The following is a 20366-nucleotide window of genomic DNA, read 5'->3' as shown; positions in this document are numbered from 1 at the left end:
TAGAATAGATTTCAGAAATCTGTATATATTATTATATCAGATTATTTTGGTAAATTCAAGTGTTTCGGTAAAAAAATTATAGCAGAAACACGTGATTTTATTGATTATGCCCGTTTCAAGCATTATTCCGCATAAAACGGGCGGATATATCAATTAGTTCTTAGCTCTGTTAGCCATGATCTTCTCAGCGATGCTCTTCGGAACTTCCTCATAGCTGTGAGGCTCCATTGTGTACTGTCCACGACCCTGAGTATTTGAACGGAGGTCGCTTGTGTAACCGAACATTTCTGAAAGTGGAACGAGTGCGTCTACCTGGATAGAGCCTGATCTTGACTCCTGTCCCTGGATCTGTCCACGACGTGAGCTGAGGTCACCGATAACTGTTCCGAGGTAATCATCAGGAACGATAACTGCAACCTTCATAACAGGCTCCATGAGAACTGCGTTAGCCTGCTTGAGAGCTTCCTTGAAAGCGATAGAACCGGCGATCTTGAATGCCATTTCAGACGAGTCAACTTCGTGGTATGATCCGTCATAAAGCTCTACCTTAACGTCAACTACCTCGTAGCCTGCAAGGATACCTGCCTTCATAGCGCCCTGGATACCTGCGTCAACAGCAGGGATGTACTCCTTCGGGATAGAACCGCCGACAACAGCATTTGTGAACTCATAGCCCTTACCGGACTCGTTGGGAGATACTCTGATCTTAACGTGACCGTACTGACCTGAACCACCTGACTGCTTCTTGTACTTGTAGTCGATATCTGCATTGCCCTTGATAGTTTCCTTGTATGCAACCTGAGGAGCGCCGACATTAGCTTCTACCTTGAACTCACGGAGGAGACGGTCAACGATAATGTCGAGGTGAAGCTCACCCATACCTGCGATGATAGTCTGACCGGTCTCTTCGTCTGTCCATGTCTTGAAGGTAGGATCCTCTTCAGCAAGCTTTGCGAGAGCGATGCCCATCTTTTCCTGACCTGCCTTTGTCTTTGGCTCGATAGCGAGCTGGATAACAGGCTCCGGGAATTCCATGGATTCGAGAATGATCGGGTGCTTTTCATCACAGAGTGTGTCACCTGTGGTTGTATTCTTAAGACCAACAGCTGCAGCGATATCGCCTGAGTAAACAGTTGTGAGGTCTTTTCTGTGGTTAGCGTGCATCTGAACGATACGTCCGAAACGCTCCTTGCTGTCCTTGGTAGCGTTGAGAACTGAGTCGCCCTGATTTACGACACCTGAGTAAACACGGAAGAACGCAAGCTTACCAACGAACGGGTCAGTAGCGATCTTGAATGCGAGAGCTGAGAACGGCTCGCTGTCGGAAGAAGGTCTCTCCTCCTCCTGCTCGGTGTCGGGATTTACGCCCTTGATAGCGGGAACGTCCAGCGGTGAAGGCATATAGTCGATGATAGCATCGAGAAGCTTCTGAACGCCCTTGTTCTTGTAAGAAGTACCGCAGCAGACAGGAACCATGTGGTTAGCGATGGTAGCCTTTCTGATGCAGGTCTTGATCTCTTCCTGAGTAAGCTCGCCCTCTTCGAAATACTTCTCCATGAGTGCTTCGTCCTGCTCAGCAACGTGCTCGACCATTTCATCGTGGTACTTCTGTGCGATCTCCTTCATATCGTCGGGGATATCCTCAACCTTGATATCTGTACCGAGATCGTTTGTATAGATGTAAGCCTTCATTTCAACGAGGTCAATAAGTCCTGTGAATGAGTCCTCAGCGCCGATAGGGAGCTGTATCGGAACGGCATTACACTTAAGTCTGTCCTTCATCATGTCGATAACATGATAGAAATCAGCACCCATAATGTCCATCTTATTTACATAAGCCATACGGGGTACCTTGTAGTTGTCAGCCTGTCTCCAAACGGTTTCAGACTGCGGCTCAACACCGCCCTTAGCACAAAGAACTGTTACAGAGCCGTCGAGTACACGGAGTGAACGCTCAACCTCAACTGTAAAGTCAACGTGGCCGGGTGTATCAATGATGTTAAGTCTGTGGCCTGCCCAGTAGCAAGTAGTAGCAGCTGAAGTAATTGTGATACCTCTCTCCTGCTCCTGCTCCATCCAGTCCATAGTAGCGGAACCTTCGTGTGTTTCACCGATCTTGTGGTTAACACCTGTATAGAAAAGGATACGCTCTGTGGTAGTGGTCTTACCTGCGTCAATGTGGGCCATTATGCCGATATTTCTTGTATTTTCAAGTGAACAATCTCTTGACATAATTTACTCCTTTTACAATGACGCTTACCAGCGGTAGTGTGCAAACGCCTTGTTTGCCTCTGCCATCTTGTGAGTATCGTCACGCTTCTTGCAGGCACCGCCTGTGCCGTTGAGAGCGTCGAGGATCTCACCTGCGAGTCTTTCCTTCATTGTCTTCTCGTTTCTCTCTCTGGAATACTTTGTGATCCAGCGAAGTCCGAGAGTCTGACGTCTTTCGGGACGAACCTCCATAGGAACCTGGTAAGTTGCACCGCCGAGACGGCGAGCCTTTACCTCGAGTTCAGGCATGATATTTTCCATAGCCTGCTCGAACACCTCAAGAGCGTCCTTGCCTGTCTTTTCAGCTACGATCTCAAATGCACCGTAAACTATTTTCTGCGCTACGCCCTTCTTACCGTCCAACATGATATTGTTGATCAGACGTGTAACGAGCTTTGAATTGTATACAGGATCCTGTAATACATCACGCTTTGCGATTTTACCTCTTCTTGGCATTTTCGCTTCCCTCCTTCATATAGATTGATGAATTCATAGGTACTCAAACCTTGTCGGTTACTGCCGTATATCGGCGTATCTTCGCCGACAGGTGTGTCAGGAGCCAATGCAGAGGATCTATCGAACTTAATCTATATGATCTCCGCATTACCCTGCGGTAGTAGTTAGCCTATATTGATTAATGAACGGCTTTTCATGCAGTCAGCCGCAGACTGCTGTGAAGTATGCTCTTACTTCTGCTTGGGCTTCTTGGCACCGTACTTGGAACGAGCCTGGTTACGGTTAGCAACACCCTGAGCGTCAAGAGTACCTCTGATGATGTGGTAACGCACACCAGGGAGATCCTTAACACGTCCGCCTCTGATGAGAACGACGCTGTGCTCCTGAAGGTTATGACCGATACCGGGAATGTAAGAAGTAACTTCGTAACCGTTTGTGAGCTTAACTCTGGCGATCTTTCTCATAGCTGAGTTAGGCTTCTTAGGTGTAGCAGTTCTAACAGCAGTGCAAACGCCTCTCTTCTGAGGTGAGCTCTGGTTGATCTGTGTCTTCTTCTTTGCATTGTAACCCTTCTGGAGAGCAGGAGCTGTTGACTTTGTCTCAAGATCCTTTCTACCCTTACGAACGAGCTGGTTAAATGTAGGCATATTTTTCCTCCTTTTCATTATAATAATGTGCCGCCACCCTCAAAAGGGTATAAAATCAGCGCACTGAAATATTATAACCCAAAAAAAGCGGCTTGTCAAGGGTATACCTTAAAAAGCCGTCTTTTTTGTCATTTTTCCCATTAACAGCGTTGTTTTCGCCGTGGATACTTAGCTATTTTTTCAGCCACTCCTGCATATCCGATGCTTTTCCTCCGCTTGAAAGGTAAGCGTAGAACGAAAGCACCTTTGAAGCGTCGACTGCGTCGGTAACTCCGTTGCCGTCGATATCAGCCGCCTTTATCTGCTCACTGCTGAATTTTCTCATCTTTCCCGAAGACAGAGCCGCATATTCCGAAAGGATAAGGCTTGCGTCCACAGCGTCAACGAGTCCGTTGTGGTTTACATCGCCCATTTTCCAGCCGTCAGGCATATCCGAGCCCTTCACCGTCGTCGTGACAGTTGTCGTCTGCGGAGCCTTTGTCGTGGTCGCGGAAGTGGTCTTTCGCGTAGTTGTTGTGGTAGTGCTTGTCGTGGTTGAAGTAGTCCTCTTTGTCGTAGTTGAGGTAGTCGTTGTCTTTCTGGTGGTAGTTGAGGTCGTTGTACTGCTCGTCGTAGTCGTTGTACGCTTTGCAGTGGTCGAAGTTGTGGTTGTTTTTCTCGTTGTAGTCGTGGTAGTCTTTGAAGTAGTTGTTGTCGTTTTCTTTGTCGTAGTAGTTGTTGTTGTAGTCGTTCTCTTTGTCGTAGTAGTTGTCGTGGTGGTTTTCACCGCAGTCGTGGTCGTGGTAGTCGTTGTCACAGGTCTGAGCACCCTCACATCAAAGCTTACGGAATCCCACTGATCCCCCTCACTGTATGTGAGCTTTATGTAATGGAATCCGGGAGTCGTTGCATCATAGTCGGTCTCCAGCCGTACCTTCCCGTCGGTCATGGGAACGACCTCGGAAACTCTCCTCTTGTCATCTGTAATATGACCTATCCTTACCAAGCCGTCGCTGAGATCAAGCTGCTCGCCGTAAGCATAAACGAGCTTGCCGGGCTTGGATTCAACTTCTATGAACGGCTTTGGTGGCTTCGGAGCCGTTGTTGCGGCAGTCGTAGTGGTCGTCGTGGTCGTCGTAGTCGTCTTTTTCGCAGTAGTTGTGGTCGTTGTCACAGGTCTCAGCACCCTCACATCGAAGCTGACGGAATCCCACTGATTGCCGTCGCGGTATGTGAGCTTTATGTAATGGAATCCCGGAGTCGTGGATTCAAAATCGGTCTCCAGCTGGACTCTCCTGTCGGTCATGGGAACAGTTTCGGAAGTCCTTTTTCCGTCGCTGCCGATACGTCCTATCCTTACAGTTCCGCCGCTGAGATCAAGCTGCTCACCGTAAGCGTATTCCTTCTTGTCAGGCTGCTTTTCGACCTCGATAAACGGCTTCGGCGCCTGAGTCGTCGTTGTAAGAGAAGTAGTTGTGGTAGTAGTCGTTGTTGTGGTGGTCGTTGACGTAGTCACCGGCGAAGTCACCTCTACGTCAAGCTCCGCAGAAGCCGAAGAGCCCATATAAGTAAAGGTAAATCTCAGCTTGTACTTTCCGGGGCGCATACTGTCGAAGCCGTTCCTGTCAAGCTGAATGCCATAGCGCCCGAAATCGGTATTTCCCATGCCGATCTCTTCGAGATCGAACGTCCTTGACGCGCCGTCGCTGTACTTCTCCGTATATGAGCGTTTGAGCCTTCCGCCGTTAAGGTTTAGCTGCTCGCCCATCGTGTACACCGTCTTGTACGGCTTCAGCACTATATCAAGACCTGCGCTGACGCTTACGACATACGGTGCAGTTGTAGTCGTCGTTGTCGTGGTAGTTGTGGTTGTGGTAGTCGTTGTTGTCGTTGCGGCAGGAGTTTTTACCTCCACGTCGAGTTCCGCAGAAGCCGATGAACCACTATAATTGAATGTAAATCTCAGCCTGTATTTTCCGGGACGCATACTGTCGAAGCCGTTTCGGTCGAGCTGTATGCCATAGCGCCCGAAATCAGTATTTTCCATACCTATCTCGTCGAGCTCCACAGTTCTCTGAGTTCCGTCGCTGTACTTTTCCGTGTATGAGCGTTTAAGTCTGCCGCCGCTGAGGTTGAGCTGCTCGCCCATGTTATACTCGGTCTTATAGGGCTTGAGAACTATATCGAGCCCTGCGATGACGTTTACGACATAAGCCGCAGTCGTTGTGGTAGTAGTAACGGGCGGCTGCCATTGAGTAGTGGTCACAGACTGCCTTGTCGTGGTCTGCACAGACGGTCCCGAGCCCAGCGACTGGAATCTGTAGCCGTATGCATTGGCGAAGCTCTGAGCCTTTGAACCGTTATAGCCGCAGATAACTCCGTTATAGTAATAATTCGGGTCATACTGCGAGCCGCTGTTGCTTATAGTCTCTTTTCCGCCTCTTATCTCGGTATTTGCACCGTAAATGTTGACAGTCTGCAGCGATGAGCAGTTCTTGAAAGCGCCCTTGCCCAGAAACTCAACATTCGCAGGTACATCAACGGAACGCAGCGAGGTACAGTTCGAGAAAGCTATTCTTCCGATATATGTTGCTGTGGACGGTATGGTCACTTTTGTCAGCCTGCTCATATTTGCAAAGGCGCAGGGAGCTACCGTCGTTACTCCCTCTGCGATCCTTACCTCTGTTATATGGCTGCTGTCAGCTATCCACGGAGCTGCGGCAATGACCTCGAATTCGTACATTTCTCCGCTTCCCGTAATACTGAGCTTGTCTCCCTGCAGCTCCCAGTAGACATTATCTCCGCATTTTCCCGATGTGGCTGCTGCGACATTCTGCGTAATTCCGATATCTGCCACCTTTGTGCCAAAAGCCGAGACAGAGGGATCGGTCATCATTGAGAAGCTCATAACTGCCGACAATAAAGCGGCGACTATCTTTTTCATGCTCTATTCTCCAATCCGATATTTATCTTTTTATCTGATCACTCAGACGTTTATTTTTTAATAAACTCCGATAACGTCACTTTCTGTCCGCTTCCCGACGATGCATACGCATAGTACGAGAGTATCTTTGAAGCATCAACCGCGTCGATATAGCTGTTATTGTCTACATTTGCCGCTTTTTTCTGCTTATCATTGAAGCTTCCCTTCAAATTCGATGATACTTTGGCATATTCCGAGAGTACCATGCTCGCGTCGACTGCGTCGATGTAATTATCGCCGTTGACGTCGCCGAGACTGTAGTCCTTGTCAGGAGGTGCAGTGTTTGTTGTGGTCGTTGCCGAAGTCGTTGCTGTAGTAGTTGTTGTGGTTTTTGAAGTTGTAGTCGTAGTCGTGGTGGTTGTAGTTGTCGTTGTTGTAGTGGTCGTAGTCTCGCTCTGCGCCGAGCCTGTGGTCTGGAAATTGATATTATATGCGTTTGCGTAGCTCTGAGCCTTTGAGCCGCTTACACCGTATATGGTTCCGCTGAATGTATAATTCGAGTCGTACTGCGTACCCGTATTGGTAATGGTCTCTTTTCCTCCCCTGACCTCGGTATCCTTGCCATAAAAGGTTATCGACCTCAGAGAGGAGCAGTTCTTGAAGGCACCCTTTCCAAGAAATTCAACTCCTGCAGGCACCTCCACCGAAGTGATGGAGCTGCAGTTGGAAAAGGCTATCCTTCCGATATATTTTGCTGTGGAAGGAATGGTCACCTTTGTCATCTTGCTCATATTTGCAAAAGCGCACGGCGCTACCGTGGTAACCCCCTCTGCAATGCTGACCTCCGTTACAACGCTTCTCTGCGTATTCCACGGAGCTGCGGCAATCGCCTCGAATTCGTACATCTCGCCGCTGCCTGTGATGACAAGCTTTGTTCCCTGGAGCTCCCAGTAGACGTTGTCTCCGCATTTTCCCGAAGTCTCTCCTGCGTCGACAGTCCCTGCGAGCCCGATATCAGCAAGATTTGCCTCCGCTGCCGTAACGGGCAGGGCCGTCAGCAGAGAAACTCCCACAGCCGCCGATATCAACGTGGATATTAATTTTTTCATTTGTATTCCTCCTTTTCAGACCATTGCTGCCTCCCCAAGCGGCAACAGCCATAATATACTCACCTTTTTCTCGGTACGAAAAGCATAATGAGAGGATATATCTCCAGACGGCCGAGAAGCATATCAAAGCAGAGGACTACCTTGGAAAAGGCATTAAGTCCGCTGAGATTGCCTGCAGGACCGAATCTTCCCACACCGAAACCTATATTGTTCATACAGGTTATAACTGCCGATGTGGATTCCTCAATGGTAAAGCCGTTGAGAGTTACCAGAAGCACAGATATGCACATCAGCATGATGAACAGTATGAGATAATTGCTGACACCGCGCACTACGTCCTTTTCCACGGGCTTGCCGTCCATTTTGACAGTTGCCACCGCGCGCGGATTCGTAATGTATTTGAGTTCCTTGATACCTGTCTTTATGAGTATCATTATTCTCGAGACCTTCATACCGCCGCCTGTGGAGCCTGCGCATGAGCCCACGAACATGAGCATGAGCAGCAGAGTCTGCGAGAAAACAGGCCATTTCGCCGTATCTGTGGTGGAAAAGCCTGCCGAAGTGATCGTCGAAGCTACCATAAAGAAAGTATGTCTAAGGGTATCGCCAACTCCGTCGTAGAGCTTGTGTACATTTATGGCGATTATCGTTGTAGCTGCGATGATAACGCCGAAATACGTCCTTACCTCCTCGTTTTTGTAGGCAAGCGAAAACTTCTTTATGAGGAGATAGTAGTAAAGGTTGAAATTGACACCGAAAAGAATAATAAATGTTGCGACCACCATTTCGATGTAAACGCTGTTGTAGTGTCCTATGCTGTCTCCCCATATGGAGAATCCGCCCGTACCTGCCGACGAGCAGGCGTGTATGACCGCGTCATACAGCGGCATTCCGCCAAGCATGAGAAGTATGGCTTCCGAAACGGTAAGGGTTATGTAGATACCGTAGAGTATACGCGCCGAAAAGCGTGATTTTGAAACAAGTCTGCCCACCTTCGGTCCCGCGCACTCCGCACGCATCATATGCATGGTACGCGAATCGTTGCTGGACATAATGGCAAGCACAAACATAAGTACTCCCATACCGCCCAGCCAGTGGGTAAAGGCTCGCCAGAAGAGACACGACTTCGTCATGGCTTCAACGTCCGAAAGTATGGTCGCGCCTGTTGTGGTAAAGCCCGAAACTGTCTCAAAAAGGGCGCTCGGGTAGTCCTTTATCTCCCCCGAGATAACAAAGGGCAGAGCTCCTATACATGACATGGTCACCCATGAAGCCGCAACGCTGACGAAGCCCTCCATCGAGTATACCGCATTGTTTTTCGGCTTTGACAAAGTAAAGCCGAAGCCTATCGCCATTGTTATGAGGAAAGGTATCCCGAACGAGGCGATAACGTGTTTTTCCCCGTAAATAAAACCCACGATTATGGGCAGGAGCATGAAAAGTCCCACGACTTTCAGTATCTGACCCATAACATAAGATATCATTCTGTAATTCATAAGATGTAAAATGCACTCCTCAATCAAAAATATTGCTAAGGTCGTGCATTCCCTTTGTGGTAGTCACGACAACAACGCTGTCATTTAACATAAGGCAGTCGTCGCCCTTGGGTATGATGAGGTCGTTGCCTCTTACGATACTTGCTATAAGGATACCGCTCCTGAGCTTCAGCTTTTTCAGCGGTACCTCAACATAGTCCTTCTTGTCGCGGACTACGAACTCTATAGCCTCAAGCCTGTCATTGACCAGTCTGTACAGCGTAGTTACGTTGTTTCCGAGAGAATTCTGCTTTGCGCGGACGTACTGCAATATCTGGTTTACCGTGATAGTCTTCGGCGAGATGATACTGTCAAGGTCAAGGGTGTCGGAAAGCTGCATGAGGGACATCCTGTTTACCTTTGTTACCACCTTTTCAACTCCGTTGTTCTTGGCAAGGAGCGAAAGAAGGATATTCTCCTCGTCGATACCCGTAAGGGTAACAACTGCGTCTGCGTCGTAAACACGCTCCTCCTCGAGGATATCATGGTCGGTACCGTCGGCGCATGAGATATCCACCTTGTTGAGCCTTTCCGAGAGTTCAAGACAGCGGTCACGGTCTATCTCGATGATCTTGACCTTTACGCCCATTTCTATGAGCTGCTGTGCAAGATGATAAGCCACGCGTCCGCCGCCGATGAGAACAGCTCTCTTTACGCGCTTTTCGCGGTATGCGGCACTTATGCTCTTGAAGAACTTGACCATATTGCTGTGTGAAGCGGTCATGTGTATCTTGTCACCTGCGCGGAGCACGAAGTTTCCGTTAGGTATGGTCAGCTCGTCACCGCGCTGTACGGCGCAGATGAGAACGTCGAGCCTGAGCCTGCGTGAGAGCTGACTGAGGGCAACTCCGTCAAGGATACTGCCGCTGGTTATGCGTATCTCCGCAAGATCCACCCTGCCCTTTGCAAATGACTCTATATTTATAGCCTCGGGATAACGAAGCACCTTTGCTATCTCGTTTGCGGCGTTGTAATCGGGATTTACCATCATGCTGATACCCAGCTCCTCACGCATGAATACCAGCTGCTTATCGAATTCGGGGCTACGTACACGGGCGATACAGTGACGGACGCCCATTTTCTTGGCGATAAGACAGGTAAGGATATTCACCTCGTCCGAAGCGGTAACTGCTATCATGATATTTGCCTTGGAGACATTGGCTTCCTCGAGTATCTCAGTCTGAAGGCAGTTGCCTACTATGCCCATGACGTCGAAATCATTTGAAGCCGCTTCAACAAGGGTCTCCTTCTTATCAATAATGGTGATATTGTGTTCGCTGCTGAGTACTTCGGCAAGTGAAGAGCCGACCTTTCCGCAGCCTACGATTATAATATCCATAATTCCTCCGTAACAGAATGTATATAAAACCGATATGATTGCTAAAGCCATAAATAAGGGCAACAGCAGAAACAGTTACCCAGTTTATAATTATTATAATCCTGTCAAGATTTTTTGTCAATAGAATGAGTGTTAAGAAACAGTGAATTATCCCCGTTTTTTCCGAATCCTCTCACTTAGCCCTGTACTGCTCCTCCAGCCATTTTATCATGGCGTCGAAGCCCTCCTGATTATTGTCGAACTCCTCCTCATGCTCTATCTCGGCTTTCATGGAGCAGAGCCTTCCGTGCCAGGTCATGCATTTCAGCTTCTCGCCGTTGCATATCTTATAGGCAAAATCGCCCTTGCTGCCCGAAAAGTCGTTGCCGCTCTCAAAATAATAGTACTTCGGTATCTCAAATATCTCGGAAACGCTCATATCGCGGAGCTCCTTTCAAAAAAATCTATCGCCATGTCGAGGCTTTCGTATACCGCCGAGAGCTTTGGTTCGAGCTCCTTGTCGGGCTGAGTCATATCGGGTATCATTATGGCGTGACAGCCTGCCGCATGAGCGGCGGTTATGCCGTTGGGCGAGTCCTCGAAGGCTACGCAGACCTGCGGCGGAAGATCAAGCTCCCTTGCGGCAGTCAGGTAGATATCAGGGTCGGGCTTGCCGTTGGTTATCATATCTCCGCATACCATAGCCGAGAAATAGTCATAAGCTCCGATGATATGGAGATACTCCTCAGTCCTGTTGCTGGGAGTAGCCGTTGCGACCGCCATTTTTATGCCCCTGTCGCGGAGATAGTCCAGCAGGGTGAAAAGCCCTTTTTTCACCTCTATGCCGTTCTCCTTTATGTATTCCCGCATGAGCTCGGTGCGGTGAGCGCGTATCTCCTCGGTAGGGCAGTCCTCCCCGAGAAAGCTCTTTATCTTTGGTATGGAGTACTTCCTCGCCATACTGCGGATAGCGTAGACGTGCTCGGGCTTCATATCGTAACCGTAGTCCTTAGCCGCCAGCATCCAGAATCTGAGATAGAGCTTTTCGGTGTCTATCATAAGACCGTCCATATCGAAAATTGCGCCTTTGAGTTCTTTCATTTGCCTTTTCCTTTTCAGTGATCATTTTTAATTAGCAATTCATAATGCATAATTGTTGTGCCGTCTTACAGCGACGTATCTGACCTGCGAAGCCGAGACATTTAATTATGAATTATAAATTGTGCATTATGCATTATTCAAGAAGCAAGGGCGGAAGACTCCGCCCTGACTTCAATATAAAAGAGAATCATTACCAGTTTATCATCCAGTTGTACATACCCTCATACTGACGCGCAGAGCTGTTCCACGAGAAGTCCTGTGCCATAGCTCTCTGCACCATTTTGTCCCACTGCTTGCGGTGGTTGAAGAATACGTTCTTGGAATAGTTGATGACAGTCAGCATCTCGTCGCCGTTGAAATTAGCGAATGAGAAGCCGTTTCCCGTACCGTCGAACTCGTTGTAAGGATGTACGGTGTCCTTGAGTCCGCCTGTTTCGCGCACTATAGGCAGAGTGCCGTATCTGAGGGCGATGAGCTGTGTAAGACCGCACGGCTCGAACAGCGACGGCATGAGGATAGTATCCGCCGAAGCATATACCTTATGGGCAAGCTCGTCGTCATAGAGGATATTCGCAGACACTCTCTCGGGATACTTCCACTGATAGTGCCTGAACATATTCTCATACTTCGGGTCGCCCGTACCTATTATCACGAACTGGGTATTCTCGTCGCATATACGCTCCATAGCGTAATTGACGAGGTCAAGTCCCTTCTGGTCGGTAAGACGTGATATAATAGCTATCATGTACTTGCTCTTATCCACGGGAAGTCCCAGCTGCTCCTGCAGTTTCTGCTTGTTCTCGGCTTTTTTCGCCTTGAAGCTCTTGCCGTCGAACTTAGCAAATATCTTATCGTCATTGGCAGGGTCGAAAACCTTGTAATCTATGCCGTTGAGTATTCCCCTCAGTGAAGCCGAGCGTGCACGGAGAAGTCCGTCAAGCTGCTCGCCGTAGAAAGGATATTTTATCTCCTCGGAATAGGTCTCTGAAACCGTGGTTATATAGTCCGCATAGACTAGACCGCCCTTGAGCATATTCGCGTCCTTGTTGAACTCCAGCTTGTCCGATGTGAACATATAATCGGGCAGAGCCGTGTTGTACTTGAACGTATCTATATCCCATACTCCCTGGAATTTGAGATTATGGATAGTCATTATGGTCTTGGTAGCGCTGAAAAACGGGTTCGTTGCAAATGTGGAGTGCAGGAAAACAGGTATCAGCGAAGCCTGCCAGTCGTGACAGTGGATTATATCGGGACGGAAGCCTATAACAGGCAGTATCGCAAGAACTGCCTTGCAGAAGAAGGTAAAGCGCTCGATATCCCACCTTATATCGGGAGAATAAGGAGTATCGCACTTGAAATAGTACTCGTTGTCCACGAAATAGAACCTGATACCATTATATTCGTACTCCATGATACCGACATGGACGCCCTCGCTTCTCATGCCGTAATCCATATAGAAATGGTGAACATACTTGAATTCATTCCTGTATTTTTCGGGTATACAGGTATAATACGGCATAATAACTCTCACATCGTAGTTTTTCTTGTCGATGTACTGCGGAAGTGCGCCTACAACGTCTGCAAGACCGCCTGTCTTTATAAATGGAACACACTCTGAAGCGGCGAATAGAATATTATTCATAGCATATCTCCTTATCTGTAGTATTGTTACAGCCCCTGCCTGTAACCTCATAATTATTATATACTAATTCACGTGATTAGTCAACACAAAAATATGAACATTGCACAGCGGGCGGAAACTCTGTTAATATCAACAATAGTATTAGCAAAAATTTGTTTACTAAGTCAACATCAAAAAATATTTTTTGATATTAAACGTTTTTCCGTTTAAAAACGCCTCGCTTCAGCCCACTTATGAAAGACATAAAATAAGGACGGCATATGCCGTCCTTATAACTTTTTACTTGTCAAGGAACTCCTTGAATGTTAGATTACCGCCTGTGGAAACGTGAGCGTAGTAAGCGCTTACCTTAGATGCGTCTACTGCGTCGATAAAACCATCCCTGTCAACGTCGCATACAATTCTTTCTTCTTCGGTAGCAGTTCCGCCTGTTGAAAGTCTTGCGTATACAGCGATTATCCTTGAAGAGTCAACTGCATCAATGCGCTTATTTCCGTCAATATCACCGAGGTTCTTCTTTGTTACTGACGCTGTTTCTTTTATAGTAAAGTGCGGATCCATATCCTTCTTCACATAACCGCTGTAATCTGCGAAATCTTTGCCGTAGAATTTCAGATTTTCATAAGAAATCGTATACTCTCCGGCATCTATTCCCTCACAGCGGAATATGATCTTGCCGCTGGTAAAATCGCTCTTTTCTCTGGAAACATAGAATTTTCCGTTCTCTGAAAAATAATCGCACGAGCTCTTCCTGTCAACAATATCGATATCCATGTAATCAATTCCGACCTGATTCCAAGGCTTTCCGTTGAATAATAACTGACCTGTTACAGCCCACACAGGCTCATCAGAGCTGAATTCCAACTCGAATACATTGTATTCATCATTTTCATAGCCCGAAGCCGCCTTCTGACTTATCGTAACATTCTTGTCGATATTCTTCGGAAGCTTTGTAAGATTGGTAAAAAAGTCGGTAACATCTTTTTTCATCGTATAGTAAGCATAATAACGAAGGATATAATTTGAATCTTTGAAATCAACAACTCCGTCATTATTGACATCACCCTTGTCTTCAGGGAAATTATAATTTCCACGAAGGAATATTTTATTCACAAGTGTACAGTCAACAGAGGTGATTTCGCCGTCATCGTTAACGTCTGCTCTCTTGCGGAGTATTTCTTCCGTTATCTCATCAGGTGCTGATGTAGTTGTGGGAGCTGTTGTAGTGGTTGCAGTTGCAGTAGTCGTAGTTGAAGTTGAAGTCGATGTTGTTGGCTTTGCTGTGATGGTGGTCGTAGTAGTTGTTGCAGAAGCCGTTGTGGTTGTTGTTACTTCGCTCGCAGCGATAGTAAGGGTAGGATTGAAGTCCTTCTTGATATAACCCTTGTATTCTGCGAAGTCAGTTCCGTAGAATTTCAGATCTTCATAAGAAATGTTATACTCGCCTGATTTTAATCCATAGCAGTAGAATATGATCTTGCCGCTGGCAGAATCATTTTTAGTTACGTAAGCAACGAACTTGCCTTCTCCACCGCTTGTCAAGTATGAAGTCTTTTTATCTATAATTATGATTTCTTCTACTTTATAGCAAGGCTTTCCATTGAATAACAACCGACCTGATACAGCCCTGACAGGCTCATCAGAGCTGTACTCAATTTCAAATGTGCTGTATTCATCATTTTCATACCCCGAAGCCACCTTCTGACTTATCGTAACATTCTTATCAATATTCTTTGGAAGCTTGGTAAGCTTGGTAAAATAGTCGGATAAATCCATTCCTACTGAAAACTTTGCACAATATTCCATGATATAAATCGAGTCTCTGAAATCAACTATTCCATCGTTGTTTACATCACCTTTGCCGTCTTTAAGCAAATAATCCGTACTATTCACATCTTCATCAAACGTATACCTGTTTATTTTTGAGGCGTCAACATAGTCAATCTCACCATTGCCGTCAACATCTGCTCTCTTGCGGAGTATCTCTTCCGTTATCTCATCAGGCGCTGATGTAGTTGTAGTTGTGGGAGCTGTTGTAGTGGTTGCAGTTGTAGTTTTTGCTGTTGTGGTAGTAGTTGTCGCAGGCTTTGCCGTTGTTGTCGTTGTTGTTACAGGCTTTGCTGTTGTAGTTGTTGAAGTCACTGAACCTGATACAGCTGTTGTTGATGCAGCAACGGGAATATCTATGCTCAGTTCTCCGTCATTATTTACTGAAATGGTACCATTTGCCTTTATATAAGGCAGATATCGTTTCAGCGTTGAAGCGTTTACGTACTTACCGAGTCCGTTCGTAAGCAAACCTGATGCTTCGGCATAAACACTTACATCAGCACCTGTTATGGCACCGGTAATATTTACCGGCTTTCCGTTTGGTACGTAAATGCCGCCCTTTTCACCTTTAATACAGATATTGCCGCTCAGATTTACCGTACCTTTTGTCATGCACTTAAAGCCGTAATCATTATCACTTAATATCTTTCCGCCAGATATATTCACTATGCAGTCCGAAGGAGCGCCGCTGACAGCTGCTCCAAGGTCTGAGTGAATCTCTCCGCCTTTTATATTAAGAGTACCGGCAAATGTATCAGCAAGCCATACTGAATAAACGTTGTTTTTTTCATTTTCAGCAGAGGAAGCTTTCATTATTCCGCCCATAATGTTTATGACGCCGTCTTTGGTTCTTACAGAAAGAGCATGACTGTAGTATCCGATGATCTCACCGCCGTAAAAATCAAAATTACCGTCATTGATCCTTACTGTTGCACATACCGTTTTCTTATCATAGCCATAAAAGTTACCGCCATAAATGGTCAGTTTATTATATGATGTTATAAGGTTGTTATCCTCTGTGCAGATGATCGTACCTTTTTTCTGCGGATCACTGTCCCTGATTATAACATTGCTTGTGCTGCTGCATATTATCTCAGGGATATTGACTTTATGACCGTTCAGGTCAAGATCAAGCATTCCGCTTATTGTTATATAGCTTTTAGCGTCTACATCGCATTCAAGCTTATAAACACCTGCAACAGGAAGGCTGTCAGTTCTTTTCCATACTCTTTCTTCACTTTCAATGAAATTCAGCCCATTATTCTTTGCGAAAGTCTCCGCAGCTGAATCCTTGAATCCGTAAATTGTATCTATCTTGCTGCCTCGGAGAGCATTTCCGTTTATCATGGTAACTCCCAAAGGAATAAACAGCGAAGTAAACGTTGTACCCGAAAAGGCATCATTCTGTATTGCAGTTACCGAATCAGGAATATCAACTTCCTTAAGCTTTACACAATTCCTGAAAGCATTGCTGTATATCGCTGTTAAAGACTGCGGGAGAACCACTGATTCAAGCTCCTTACAATCCATAAACATACTGTTTGAATCCAATGTTACCACTGATTCGGGAATGACTACTGACTTAACAGCTGTACCGCTGAAAGCATACTGTCCGATACTTGTTACTGAATCTGGGATTATGATGCTTGTAAGTGAAGTACAGTTTTCAAATACATATTCGCCTATATGAGTTATTCCTTCTTCAATTGATACTTTTTTTATCTGATCATTATTGGCAAAAGGGCTCTTTCCATCAACATAGTCATATATAGTACCACTTCCGCTGATAATCAGGTTTCCTGCATCGTCAAGGGAATATGCCGCACTATCACCGCAAGTTCCGGCGTTAACTGATATAGCTTCTGCTTCAGCTGCTAAAACTTCATTTCTTTCATAAGTATTAAAATCAGAAACAGAGCAAGTAATAAAAAGCGCACTAAGCAAAATTGAGAATAATCTTTTTGTAATCATAATAAACCTCCTGAAATAAAAAAGTTTTGTTTGTCATACCACAAAATACATCCTAACAGCGGTTATTGAATACACATTCATTATAACAGCAAAGTGTTATACAAAACAAGTCGTTTTTTGTTAAAAGTATCAAATACCGGCCAAAAATCACCAATAAAAAACGAATGTCCCCTAAAGCGGGGACATTCGCATAAAACACTTCAAAAAACCGTAGTTTTTCTTCAATTACTTTGTGGGATCCAGTGAAGTGATCTTCTTAAGGAGATACTGCTGGATACGGAGCGCATCGTTCGATGTGATACCGGCGCTTGAGAGATCAACGTCGCCGTTCTTGCGTCCCTGCTCAGTAAGGTGCTTGGAGTCGGAACCGTTCAGACCGTACTTGTTAGGATTTGCAAGAGCCTGCATGATGATAACTGCATCTGACATATCAACTGAACCGTCACAGTTAGCGTCACCGTAAACTACATTGCCTGTAGGCTTCTGTGTTGTTTTGGTTGTGGTGGTTGTTGTCGTAGGAGGCTTTGTAGTTGTGGTGGTTGTTGTTATAACAGGAACTTCCCCTGTATTTGCATTAGCAAATGTGAATCCGTTTGAAGATGCATACTTTTCAACATTTGTATTTGGTACACCCGCAATATAGAAACCATCCTTCTTGATGTTTCCTACATAACCAACAGATTTTGTTCCCATAGACGGGTCACCCATAATTGTGATATGGTCAAGATTTGAGCAGTTTGAAAATGCACTTGCACCTACAGACTTAAGAGGATTATCAGCATTTGATTTCAGAGTAGCTTCCTTGAGAGCTGAACAGTTATTGAAAGCATTTGTGCCGACACTTACTACCTCGCCGCTTACGCTTTCAAGGCTCAGGCAATTGTTAAATGCCTTCTGTCCGATAGTACAAGGAGCAGTGAAAACAGCCTTCTTAACAGCTGTTCCTTCAAATGCACTTGTTCCGACAGATGTGATCTTGGAAAAATCAAAATCAGCAAACTTCGAGCAATTCTGGAAGCAAGTATTAGGAACACTGACAACATCAGAACCAATTGTTACCTTTTCAAGTTTTGAGCAGTTTTGGAACATTGAAGTTGTAAGCGTATTTACCTCTGCGGAAGTAAGTGAGCTGCAGCCTGCATACTGACCTACACCCTTGAATACAGTATCCTTATCAGATGAAGAATTTGTAAGGGCAGCACAGTTTGCAAATGCACCTCCGTTAATCTCCTTTGCTATAACAGCTCCCGAACCATCCAGTTTTGCTACCTGAGGAAGCTTTGAGCAGCCAGAGAATGCATTATCATAGATCTTGTCAGCTGATGTTTTAAGGTTTGCAAGCTCAGCACAGTTCTGGAACATTCCCTTTGTGATGATGTTACCGTCAAATACTGCTTCATTAAGAACAGAACAATTTGCAAATACGTTTGAGCCAACAGAGAACTTCTCAACACCATCCGAGCCAATTTTAGCTGATGTGAGCATTGCACAGTTTGAGAAAGCGTAATCGCCGATTACAACTGTACCACCTTCCATACCATCAATATCGACCTTTGTAACGGCACTCTTATCAAATGCATAAGAACCGATAGTTGATATCGTACCATTTACTTCTATATTTAATGCAGAGCAGTTCTGGAAACACTTGCTACCATAGTCCTTAGCAGAGATTTTATTGCCGCTCTCTGAAATGCTCTTAAGAGACGAACAGTTTGCAAATCCGCTGTCTTCAATAATAACCAACCCTGGCATGTTAAGAGAAGCAAGCTTTACGCAACCGCTGAAGCACTCCTTACCGATGATCGCGATTCCCTTAACATCTGCATTAACGTTCTGCAGTGAACTACAGCCTGAAAAAAGGCCTGAACTGAGCTTATTATTGCCCTCTGTTTTAATAGTTATTGTCTTAGCTGCTGTACAGTCCTTAAATACATAACCATGTGAAGAATTTGTATCACCTGGAGAATTTGTCTTATTTGTATCGTTGCTACCATACTGATCAGAGAGAAGCGTGATTTCTGTCATAGCAGTACAGCCTTCAAGAGCATTATCTCCAACTATCTTACACTTTCCAACAGAGAATGAAGTCATTGAAGTACACTTAGCGAAAGCTTTCTTTCCAATCAGCTGGCTGTCAGGAACAGAAACAGAAACAACACCTGTACAGCCTTCAAATCCACTTTCTTCGATTTCAGTAACCTTAGGATAGCTAACCTTTGTTAACTTAGGGCAATTCTTGAATGCAGCCTTCTTGATCTTTACGATCTCAGGGCTCTCAACTACAGCCTCGCCACCAGGATTCTTGAAATTGATAGTTGTAAGATTTATATCATTCTCAAACATTGAAGGTGCGATTCGCGTGAGAGATCTTGGGATATCCACACTCTGAAGTGAAGTACAATCAGCAAATACTCCGCTTCCTATACCTGTACCTGTTGTTGCATCTTCTTTTTCCCAGTCATGTACTGTTGCAGGGATACCTTCAACCTTTACAAGTGAAGTACAGCCCTGGAAGCATCCACCTGCAAGCGACTCAACACAATCATTGAATTTTATCGACTTAAGTGATGTACAGCCATAGAAGCATTCCTTGTCACACCCATTAAGAGTTTTACCAAATACAATACTCTCAATACCTGTACAGCCCTTAAAGGCGTACTTACCAAGATAAGTTATGTTATCGGCAACTACTATGCTCTTCATAGAAGTACAATTCTGGAAAGCATAATCTTCTACGCTTACCCCCTGCACATACGAAGATACATCAGTCCATGAGTTAAAGATAGGTTCAGCCAAAGGTGTGCTTGCAAATGCATAAGTACCGATACTGCTTATTAACTCAGGATGAGCAAATGTTACCTTTGTAAGCTTTGTTGCATTACAGAACTTTGAAGGAATCTCAGACATTTTATTCTGTACTGAAAGAGTCTTTAGTCCGCTACCGTCAAATGTACCTGCAGCAATATACTCTACGCTTGCAGGGATAGTTACGTCAGTGATATACTGGCATTTCTGGAATGCATTCGCACCGATATATACAACGCCTGTAAGATCGATTTCCTTTAAGTAGGAGTTATAAAAAGCACTTGCAGCAATAACGCTTGCATTTTTCTGAGCAGGTATCATACTTGAATCTAATTTAGTTAAAACCTGACTATCGATCTCGATTTCTTCGCTCATATTAACAGAAAGATTTGTATTTTTAACTTTTACAAGACAAATCCTGTACTCACCATTTAACTGAACTACCTGATATGTATTGCCATTATTTGCATCAACCCATGATGTTGCGAGGCTTTTATAAGTTAAAGTTGGTGTTGCATATACTGTTTGTGTCTCGCCGCCCTCAGCTGTATCTGCTGTTGCAGCATCTGCTACAATAAGCTTGCTGTTATCTGCATATTCAGGAGCAGACATTGAATTTAAGCCGCCTACGATAAGAGAGAGGGCTAAAATTGTTGATATTACTTTTTTCATGATTTTTTTCCTTCCCCGGATAAACTCCGTTAAAAATATTAATCCCAATATAAGAATCACATCTCATATCACTCATAATTATAGTACGTCATGCCATATTATGT

At 45.4% G+C, this 20366-nt stretch carries 12 protein-coding genes; all 12 read right to left on the bottom strand.

Translation table 11 applies throughout. The features are described from left to right. Positions 1–153 precede the first annotated feature (153 nt). On the bottom strand, positions 154–2232 hold the full coding sequence (gene fusA, locus IKW96_RS07100; protein WP_296572364.1) for an elongation factor G: 2079 nt from the start codon (positions 2230–2232) through the stop codon (positions 154–156). A gap of 24 nt (positions 2233–2256) precedes the next feature. After that, on the bottom strand, positions 2257–2727 hold the full coding sequence (rpsG, locus tag IKW96_RS07095; protein WP_009983569.1) for a 30S ribosomal protein S7: 471 nt from the start codon (positions 2725–2727) through the stop codon (positions 2257–2259). A 230-nt stretch (positions 2728–2957) separates the two neighbouring features. Continuing rightward, positions 2958–3374, bottom strand: a complete 417-nt coding sequence (gene rpsL / locus IKW96_RS07090) for a 30S ribosomal protein S12 (RefSeq protein WP_028516762.1) — start codon at positions 3372–3374, stop codon at positions 2958–2960. Between the two features lie 172 nt (positions 3375–3546). After that, complete coding sequence (locus tag IKW96_RS07085) at positions 3547–6297, bottom strand: leucine-rich repeat protein (RefSeq protein ID WP_296572359.1); 2751 nt, start codon at positions 6295–6297, stop codon at positions 3547–3549. Between the two features lie 50 nt (positions 6298–6347). Next, complete coding sequence (locus IKW96_RS07080; RefSeq protein ID WP_296572356.1) at positions 6348–7385, bottom strand: leucine-rich repeat protein; 1038 nt, start codon at positions 7383–7385, stop codon at positions 6348–6350. A 59-nt stretch (positions 7386–7444) separates the two neighbouring features. Then, positions 7445–8881 carry a TrkH family potassium uptake protein gene (locus tag IKW96_RS07075; protein WP_296572353.1) on the bottom strand — a complete coding sequence of 479 codons (1437 nt, stop codon included), beginning with the start codon at positions 8879–8881 and terminating at the stop codon, positions 7445–7447. A gap of 19 nt (positions 8882–8900) precedes the next feature. Beyond that, entirely contained in the window at positions 8901–10259 is a 1359-nt protein-coding gene (gene trkA, locus IKW96_RS07070) for a Trk system potassium transporter TrkA (protein ID WP_296572349.1), read from the bottom strand. 172 nt (positions 10260–10431) lie between these two features. Beyond that, the gene (locus IKW96_RS07065; RefSeq protein ID WP_296572346.1) at positions 10432–10677 is read right to left on the bottom strand and encodes a hypothetical protein; all 246 of its coding nucleotides are present in this window, start codon (positions 10675–10677) and stop codon (positions 10432–10434) included. Next, positions 10674–11339, bottom strand: coding sequence for an HAD family phosphatase (locus IKW96_RS07060; RefSeq protein WP_296572343.1), 666 nt, complete (start codon positions 11337–11339; stop codon positions 10674–10676). The genes IKW96_RS07065 and IKW96_RS07060 overlap by 4 nt, the downstream gene beginning before the upstream one ends. 190 nt (positions 11340–11529) lie before the next feature. After that, positions 11530–12984 carry a glycogen synthase GlgA gene (gene glgA, locus IKW96_RS07055; protein ID WP_296572340.1) on the bottom strand — a complete coding sequence of 485 codons (1455 nt, stop codon included), beginning with the start codon at positions 12982–12984 and terminating at the stop codon, positions 11530–11532. Positions 12985–13263: 279 nt separating this feature from the next. Next, positions 13264–16785, bottom strand: a complete 3522-nt coding sequence (locus IKW96_RS07050; RefSeq protein ID WP_296572337.1) for a leucine-rich repeat protein — start codon at positions 16783–16785, stop codon at positions 13264–13266. A gap of 225 nt (positions 16786–17010) precedes the next feature. After that, the gene (locus IKW96_RS07045) at positions 17011–20262 is read right to left on the bottom strand and encodes a leucine-rich repeat protein (RefSeq protein ID WP_296572333.1); all 3252 of its coding nucleotides are present in this window, start codon (positions 20260–20262) and stop codon (positions 17011–17013) included. Positions 20263–20366 lie beyond the last annotated feature (104 nt).

It is taken from the genome of Ruminococcus sp. (assembly GCF_017549005.1).
Taxonomy (GTDB): Bacteria; Bacillota; Clostridia; order Oscillospirales; family Ruminococcaceae; genus Ruminococcus.
The sequence above is the reverse complement of the archived record's forward strand: the minus strand, read 5'-3'. Positions and strand labels throughout refer to the sequence as shown.

What these genes read in the sequence shown, in the direction of transcription:
- IKW96_RS07075 (WP_296572353.1), bottom strand. Translation starts at nt 8,881, where the DNA reads ATGAATTACAGAATGATATCTTATGTTATGGGTCAGATACTGAAAGTC.
- fusA (WP_296572364.1), bottom strand. Translation starts at nt 2,232, where the DNA reads ATGTCAAGAGATTGTTCACTTGAAAATACAAGAAATATCGGCATAATG.
- IKW96_RS07060 (WP_296572343.1), bottom strand. Translation starts at nt 11,339, where the DNA reads ATGAAAGAACTCAAAGGCGCAATTTTCGATATGGACGGTCTTATGATA.
- trkA (WP_296572349.1), bottom strand. Translation starts at nt 10,259, where the DNA reads ATGGATATTATAATCGTAGGCTGCGGAAAGGTCGGCTCTTCACTTGCC.
- rpsG (WP_009983569.1), bottom strand. Translation starts at nt 2,727, where the DNA reads ATGCCAAGAAGAGGTAAAATCGCAAAGCGTGATGTATTACAGGATCCT.
- IKW96_RS07065 (WP_296572346.1), bottom strand. Translation starts at nt 10,677, where the DNA reads ATGAGCGTTTCCGAGATATTTGAGATACCGAAGTACTATTATTTTGAG.
- rpsL (WP_028516762.1), bottom strand. Translation starts at nt 3,374, where the DNA reads ATGCCTACATTTAACCAGCTCGTTCGTAAGGGTAGAAAGGATCTTGAG.
- IKW96_RS07050 (WP_296572337.1), bottom strand. Translation starts at nt 16,785, where the DNA reads ATGATTACAAAAAGATTATTCTCAATTTTGCTTAGTGCGCTTTTTATT.
- IKW96_RS07080 (WP_296572356.1), bottom strand. Translation starts at nt 7,385, where the DNA reads ATGAAAAAATTAATATCCACGTTGATATCGGCGGCTGTGGGAGTTTCT.
- IKW96_RS07045 (WP_296572333.1), bottom strand. Translation starts at nt 20,262, where the DNA reads ATGAAAAAAGTAATATCAACAATTTTAGCCCTCTCTCTTATCGTAGGC.
- IKW96_RS07085 (WP_296572359.1), bottom strand. Translation starts at nt 6,297, where the DNA reads ATGAAAAAGATAGTCGCCGCTTTATTGTCGGCAGTTATGAGCTTCTCA.
- glgA (WP_296572340.1), bottom strand. Translation starts at nt 12,984, where the DNA reads ATGAATAATATTCTATTCGCCGCTTCAGAGTGTGTTCCATTTATAAAG.